At 70.1% G+C, this 6769-nt stretch carries 1 protein-coding gene; it reads left to right on the top strand.

All coding sequences use genetic code 11. The annotated features are described in order from the left end of the window. On the top strand, window positions 1-6769 hold a 6769-nt coding region (locus GA0070216_RS33445; RefSeq protein ID WP_141723304.1), incomplete at both ends, for a non-ribosomal peptide synthetase.

Below are 6769 nucleotides of genomic sequence, written 5' to 3'. Positions count from 1 at the left end.
CCTACGTGGTCACCGACGACGACCCCGACACCGCAGTCGAGCAGGTCCGCCGCTACGCCGCCAAACGGCTCCCTGAGCACCTGCTGCCCACCGCTGTGGTCGTGATCGACGCCCTACCCCTGACCTCCAACGGCAAACTCGACCGCCGTGCCCTTCCCGAACCCGAGGCCCCATCGACCTCCGGCGTCGGCCGGGAACCCGCCAACGAACGCGAGGAACTGCTCTGCGCGGCCTACGCCGAGATCCTCGGCCTCGACCAGGTCGGCGTCGACGACGACTTCTTCGAACTCGGCGGGCACTCCCTACTCGCCGTCCGACTCATCTCCCGAATCCGCGCACTGCTGGGTGTGGAGGTGGAGATCCGGGCGGTGTTCGAGACGCCGACCGTGGCCGGCCTGGCAGCTGCCCTGCCGGAGCGAGAGGCCAGCGGCACGGACGCCACCACCAGCCGGCCGGTGCTGACCGTCCGGCCCCGCCCGGAGAACATTCCACTGTCGTCCGGCCAGCGCCGCCTCTGGTTCATCGACCAGTTGGAAGGCCCCAGCCGCACCTACACCGTCCCCAACGTGCTGCGGCTGACCGGTGCCGTGGATCGGGACGCGCTACGCGCGGCCGTGCGGGACCTGCTCGACCGGCACGAGGTGCTGCGCACGGTGTTCGACGTCGTCGACGGTGAGCCGTACCAGCGGGTTCTGGACATGACCGACATACCCGAGGTGCTGACGGTGGCCGAGGTCGACGAGCGGGCACTCGACGATGCCGTCGCCGTCGCGACCGGGCACGGATTCAACCTGACGGTCGAGCCGCCGCTGCGGATGTGGCTGTTCACCACCGGCGCGGACGACCACACCCTGGTCGTGGTCATGCACCACATCGCCGGTGACGGCTGGTCCTGGACACCGCTGTCCCGGGATTTCTCCACCGCGTACGCGGCCCGCAGCACCGGAACCGCCCCCGACTGGGCCCCCCTCCCGGTGCAGTACGCCGACTACGCCCTCTGGCAGCACGAGCTGCTCGGGGACAAGGGCAACCCGGCCAGCCTCCTCGACCGGCAGGTCGCCTACTGGCGGGACACCCTGGTCGGCGTGCCCACCGAGCTGACGTTGCCGTTCGACCAGCCACGGCCGGCCGTACCCGGACACCGTGGGCACGGCGTGCCGTTCGAGGTTTCCGCCGAAGCCCACGTCGCCCTGGCGCGGTTGGCCCGGGCCGAGGGCGCGACCATCTTCATGGTGCTACAGGCCGCGCTGGCGCTTCTGCTGTCCCGGCTGGGCGCTGGTACGGACGTCCCCGTCGGTACGGCCGTGGCCGGCCGTACCGATGAGGCGCTCAACGATCTCGTCGGGTTCTTCGTCAACACCCTCGTTGTGCGCAACGACCTGTCCGGGGACCCTGCGTTCACCGAGGTGCTGCGCCGGAGCCGCGAGACCTGCCTGGCCGCCTTCGCCCACCAGGACGTGCCGTTCGAACGGCTCGTCGAGGAGCTGGCCCCGACCCGCTCGCTGGCCCACCACCCGCTGTTCCAGGTGATGCTCACCCTGCAGAACAACGACCACGCGGCCCTCGACCTGCCGGAGCTGGCGACCCGGCGCACCAACGGTGGATCAGTGGTGGCGAAGTTCGACCTTGAGGTCAGCGCCGAGGAGATCGTCGACGCCACCGGCGCGCCCGCAGGCCTGCGCGGCGTGCTGGTCGGCGCGGCGGACCTGTTCGAGGCCGAGACCGTGCGTCAACTGGCCGACCGGTTCGCATGCGTGGTGGAAACCGTCGTCACCCGACCGGCGACCCGCCTCAGCGCCGTCGAGATCCTGAACGACGCCGACCAACGCAGCCTCGCCGAATGGGGGACCGGGACAGCGCTGGCGGTGCCGGAGCGGACCGTGCCGCAGATGTTCCGGACCCAGGTCGCGCAGGCGCCGGGCGCGCCCGCCCTGGTCGGCGGTGGCGTCACTCTGACCTATGCGGACCTGGACCAGCGAACCGACCGTCTCGCTCGGCAGCTGGTTGGTCGCGGGGTCCGACCGGAGTCGGTCGTCGGAATGTGCCTGGAACGTGGCATCGACCTCGTCGTCGCGCTGCTCGCGGTGCTCAAGGCCGGCGGCGCCTACCTACCCGTCGATCCGGCCTACCCGACCGAGCGGGTGCGACACCTCGTCCGCGACGCCGCGCCGGCCCTGGTGCTGACCACCAGCCGTACGTCGAAGGTGCTGCCGCCCGACGTACCCATGATCATGCTCGACGGTCCCGTCGACGAATCGATCGACGCACCCCTTCCGCCCGCCGGGGCGCTGCTGCCGACCCATTCGGCGTACGTCATCTACACCTCCGGGTCGACCGGTCGCCCCAAGGGTGTCCAGGTCAGTCATGGCAGCGTGGTCAACCTGTGTACTGGACACAGGCGTTCGCTGCTGGCCGGGCCGGCACGGATGCGCGTCGCGCTCGGACTGTCCGTGTCCTTCGACGCGTCCTGGGACCAACTGACCGCCCTGCTGAGTGGCCACGAGCTGCATGTCGTCGACGCCGCCACCTGGAGCGATCCGGCGCTGCTGGTGCCGTGGCTCGGGGCCCACCGCATCGACGTCCTGGTTGCCACCCCCTCGCACGTCGAGGCGCTGCTCACCCACGGCCTGCTCGACGACCCGGCGCAGCGCCCGACCCGAATCGCGCTCGGCGGTGAGGCCGTACCCGAATCGCTGTGGCGGCTGCTGCGCGCCACCCCCGACCTCGACGCCTTCAACATGTACGGCCCCACCGAGTGCACCGTCGAATCTGCCAGCGCCCGGCTCTCCGACGCGGCGCGACCGGTCATCGGACGTCCGGTGGCCAACGCCCAGTTGCACGTCCTCGACGCCCGACTGCGTCCTGTGCCGGCCGGCGTGCCCGGCGAGCTGTACGTCCAGGGTGCCGGTCTGGCCCGCGGCTACCTCCGCCGGCCCGCCCTGACCAGCGAGCGCTTCGTCGCCAGCCCACACCGAGCCGGCGATCGGATGTACCGCACCGGCGACTTCGTCAGGTGGACCGCGGACGGGCACCTCGAATACCTCGGCCGCACCGACGACCAGGTCAAGATCCGCGGCTTCCGGGTGGAACTGGGCGAGGTTCGGGCGGCCGTCGCGGCGCACCCCGACGTGGCGCAGGCCGCAGTGGTGGTGCAGCAGGACCGCCTTGTCGCGTACGTGGTCGGTGGCGACGGCACCGGCGTACGGGAGTCGGTGGCACGGCGACTGCCGGAGTACATGGTCCCGTCCGCGGTGGTGGTCCTCGACACGCTCCCGCTGACGGCCAACGGCAAGCTCGACCTGACCGCCCTGCCCGCACCCGCCCCGATCGGCGGGGAGGGCGCGGACCACGCCTCGTCCGACCCGCGCGAGGAACTCATCCGGGCCGCGTTCGCCGACGTGCTCGGCCTCTCCCGGGTCGCCGCCGACGCGGACTTCTTCGCTCTCGGCGGCCACTCGTTGCTCGCGGTGCGGCTGGCCAGCCGGATCCGCACGGTCCTCGGCACCGAGGTGCCGCTGCGCGCGATCTTCGAGGCGCCTACCGCGGCCGCGCTCGCCGCCAGGCTGGACACGACCCGACAGACCCGGCCGGCCATGGTCGCGGCCGTCCGGTCCGCCCGCGCACCGCTGTCGTTCGCGCAGCGTCGACTGTGGTTCCTCGGCCAACTGGACGGTCCGTCGGCCGACTACAACCTGCCGGTAGTGCTGCGAATGCCGAACGCCGACGCCGAAGCGCTGGACAACGCGTTGCGCGACGTCATCGGCCGACACGAGGTCCTACGCACGATCTTCGCCTCGGCCGAGGGTGAGCCTTACCAGCGGATACTCGACGCAGCTGGGCTCGACTGGCGGTTGGAGGTCCTCGACGGCGACGAGACCGACATCGCCGCCGCCACCCGACACCGGTTCGACCTGGCCTGCGAACTCCCGATCCGGGCCTGGCTGTTCCACGGCTGCGTGCTGGTCGTCGTCGTGCACCACATCGCAGCCGACGGCTGGTCGATGGGTGTGCTGGCCCGTGACCTCTCCGAGGCGTACGACGCCCGGTCCGAGGGCCGGACGCCACAGTGGTCGCCGCTGCCGGTGCAGTACGCCGACTATGCGATCTGGCAGCGCGAGTTGCTGGGTGACGAGACCGACCCGGACAGCGTCATCGCCCGGCAGGTGACGTACTGGCAGGCGGCACTCGCCGGCGCGCCGGAGGAACTGCGGCTACCGACCGACCGGCCGCGGCCGGTTGTCGCCAGCCGGAACGGCCACCGGGAACCGCTACGGATCCCTGCCGACCTGCATGCCCGCCTACAGGAGTTGGCTCGCGCCGAGGGTGTCACCGTCTTCAACGCACTGCAGGCCGCTCTGGCGGTGTTGCTGTCGCGGCTGGGTGCCGGCACCGACATCCCGATCGGTACGGCCGCTGCGGGACGAAACGACGAGGGAGTCGACGACGTCGTCGGCTTCTTCGTCAACACCCTGGTATTGCGGACCGACGTGTCCGGGAACCCGACCTTCCGCGAGGTGCTGGTCCGGGCGCGGGAGACCGCGTTGTCCGCGTTCGAGCACCAGGACGTGCCGTTCGAGAAGCTGGTGGAGGAACTGGCCCCGGCGCGATCGATGGCCCGGCACCCGCTCTTCCAGGTGATGCTCACGCTGCAGAACAACGCCGAGGCGGTGCTGGACCTGCCCGGCATCCAGAGCGCCGCGCCGTCCATCGCCGCTGCTGCCACCGCCAAGTTCGACCTCGAATGGAGCATTGAGGAAACCCACGACGAAGCGGGCGCACCGGCAGGTCTTCGCGGTGCGCTGACCGCTGCGGTTGATCTGTTCGATTCGGGTTCGGTGGGTGTTCTGGCGGAGCGGTTCATGCGGGTGCTGACCGCGCTAGTTGGTGAGCCGGGTGCGCGGGTGGGCACTGTGGATGTGCTCGATGTGCGGGAGCGTTGGCGAGTGCTGTCGGGTTGGAATGACACGGCGGTGTCGTATCCGGCGGATGACACGGTGGTGTCGTTGTTCGCCCGGCAGGTGGCGGCTACGCCGGATGCGGTCGCGGTGGTGTTCGAGGGTGTGTCGGTGTCGTATCGGGAGTTGGATGCGCGGGCTGGTGCGGTGGCCCGGTCTTTGCGGTTGGTGGGGGTGGGTCGGGAGTCCGTGGTGGGTGTGTGTTTGCCGCGCGGGGTGGATTTGGTGGTGGCGTTGGTGGGGGTGTTGAAGGCGGGCGGTGCGTTCCTGCCGGTGGATCCGGAGTTTCCGGTGCAGCGGGTGGGGGTGATGTTTGCGGATGCGTTGCCGGTGGCGGTGGTGACGTCGGTGGGTTGTGCGTCGGTGGTGCCGTTGGGGGTGGCGCGGGTAGTGGTGGAGGAGGTGGCGGTGCCGGTGGTGCCGGTGGTCTTGCCGTCGGTGGGTGCGGGGGATGCGGCGTATGTGTTGTTTACGTCGGGGTCGACGGGTCGGCCGAAGGGTGTGGTGGTGTCGCATGGGGGTGTGGTGAACCGGTTGCGGTGGATGCAGGACCGGTTCGGGTTGGTTGCTGGTGAGCGGGTGGTGCAGAAGACGCCGTTTACGTTTGACGTGTCGGTGTGGGAGTTCTTCTGGCCGTTGGTGGTGGGTGGGACGGTGGTGGTGGCCCGTCCGGGTGGTCATCGTGATCCGGCGTATCTGGCGGAGTTGATTCGTGAGGAGAACGTGTCGACGGCGCATTTTGTGCCGTCGATGTTGGAGGCGTTCCTGCCGGTGGCCGCCTTGTGCGCCGGTCTGGCCCGGGTGGTGTGTTCGGGTGAGGTGTTGCCGGAGTCGGTGCGGGACCACCTTCTGGCGGTGTTGCCGGACACCGAACTGCACAACCTGTATGGGCCGACGGAGGCGTCGGTGGATGTGACGGCGACCCGGTGTGACACCGGTGGACCGGTGACGATCGGGTCACCGGTGGCCAACACCCGCACCTACGTCCTGGACGGTGGTTTGCAGCCGGTGCCGGTGGGCGCGGCCGGTGAGTTGTATTTGGCCGGTGTGCAGTTGGCGCGGGGGTATGTGGGTCGGGCGGGTCTGACCGCGGAGCGGTTCGTGGCGAACCCGTACGAGCCGGGTGAGCGGTTGTATCGCACGGGTGACCTGGTCCGGTGGACCCCCGGTGGGGAACTCGACTACCTGGGTCGTACGGATGACCAGGTGAAGGTTCGCGGTGTGCGGATCGAGTTGGGTGAGGTGCAGGCGGCGGTGGCCGCGCATCCGCAGGTGGTGCGGGCCGCGGTGGTCGTGCGCGACGATCGGCTGGTCGCCTACGTCGTTGTCGTCGGTGGTGATGGTGCTGGGGTGCGGGAGTTCGTGGGGCAGCGGTTGCCGCAGTACATGGTCCCGGCCGCTGTCGTCGTTCTCGATGAGTTGCCGCTGACGAGTAGCGGGAAGCTTGATCGGCGGGGGTTGCCGGCGCCGGACTTCGCTGGGGCTGTCGGGTCCAGCCGGCCTGCGGCGAACGCGCGGGAGGAGTTGTTGTGCGCGGGGTTCGCTGAGGTTCTGGGCTTGGAGCGCGTGGGGGTGGGGGATGATTTCTTCGCGTTGGGTGGGCATTCGTTGTTGGTGGTGCGGTTGGTGGAGTGGTTGCGGCAGCGGGGTGTGTCGGTGCCGGTGCGGGCGTTCTTCCAGACGCCGACCCCGGCCGCGTTGGCGGCCACGGGTGGTGTGGACACCTTCGAGGTGCCGGCGAATCTGATCCCGGCGGACGCGTCGGTGATCACTCCGGGCATGTTGCCGTTGGTGGACCTGACGCAGGAGCAGAT

It is taken from the genome of Micromonospora matsumotoense, assembly GCF_900091525.1.
Taxonomy (GTDB): domain Bacteria; phylum Actinomycetota; class Actinomycetes; order Mycobacteriales; family Micromonosporaceae; genus Micromonospora; species Micromonospora matsumotoensis.
Note: the sequence above shows the minus strand (reverse complement) of the source record. Positions and strands in the feature narration are given on the sequence as shown.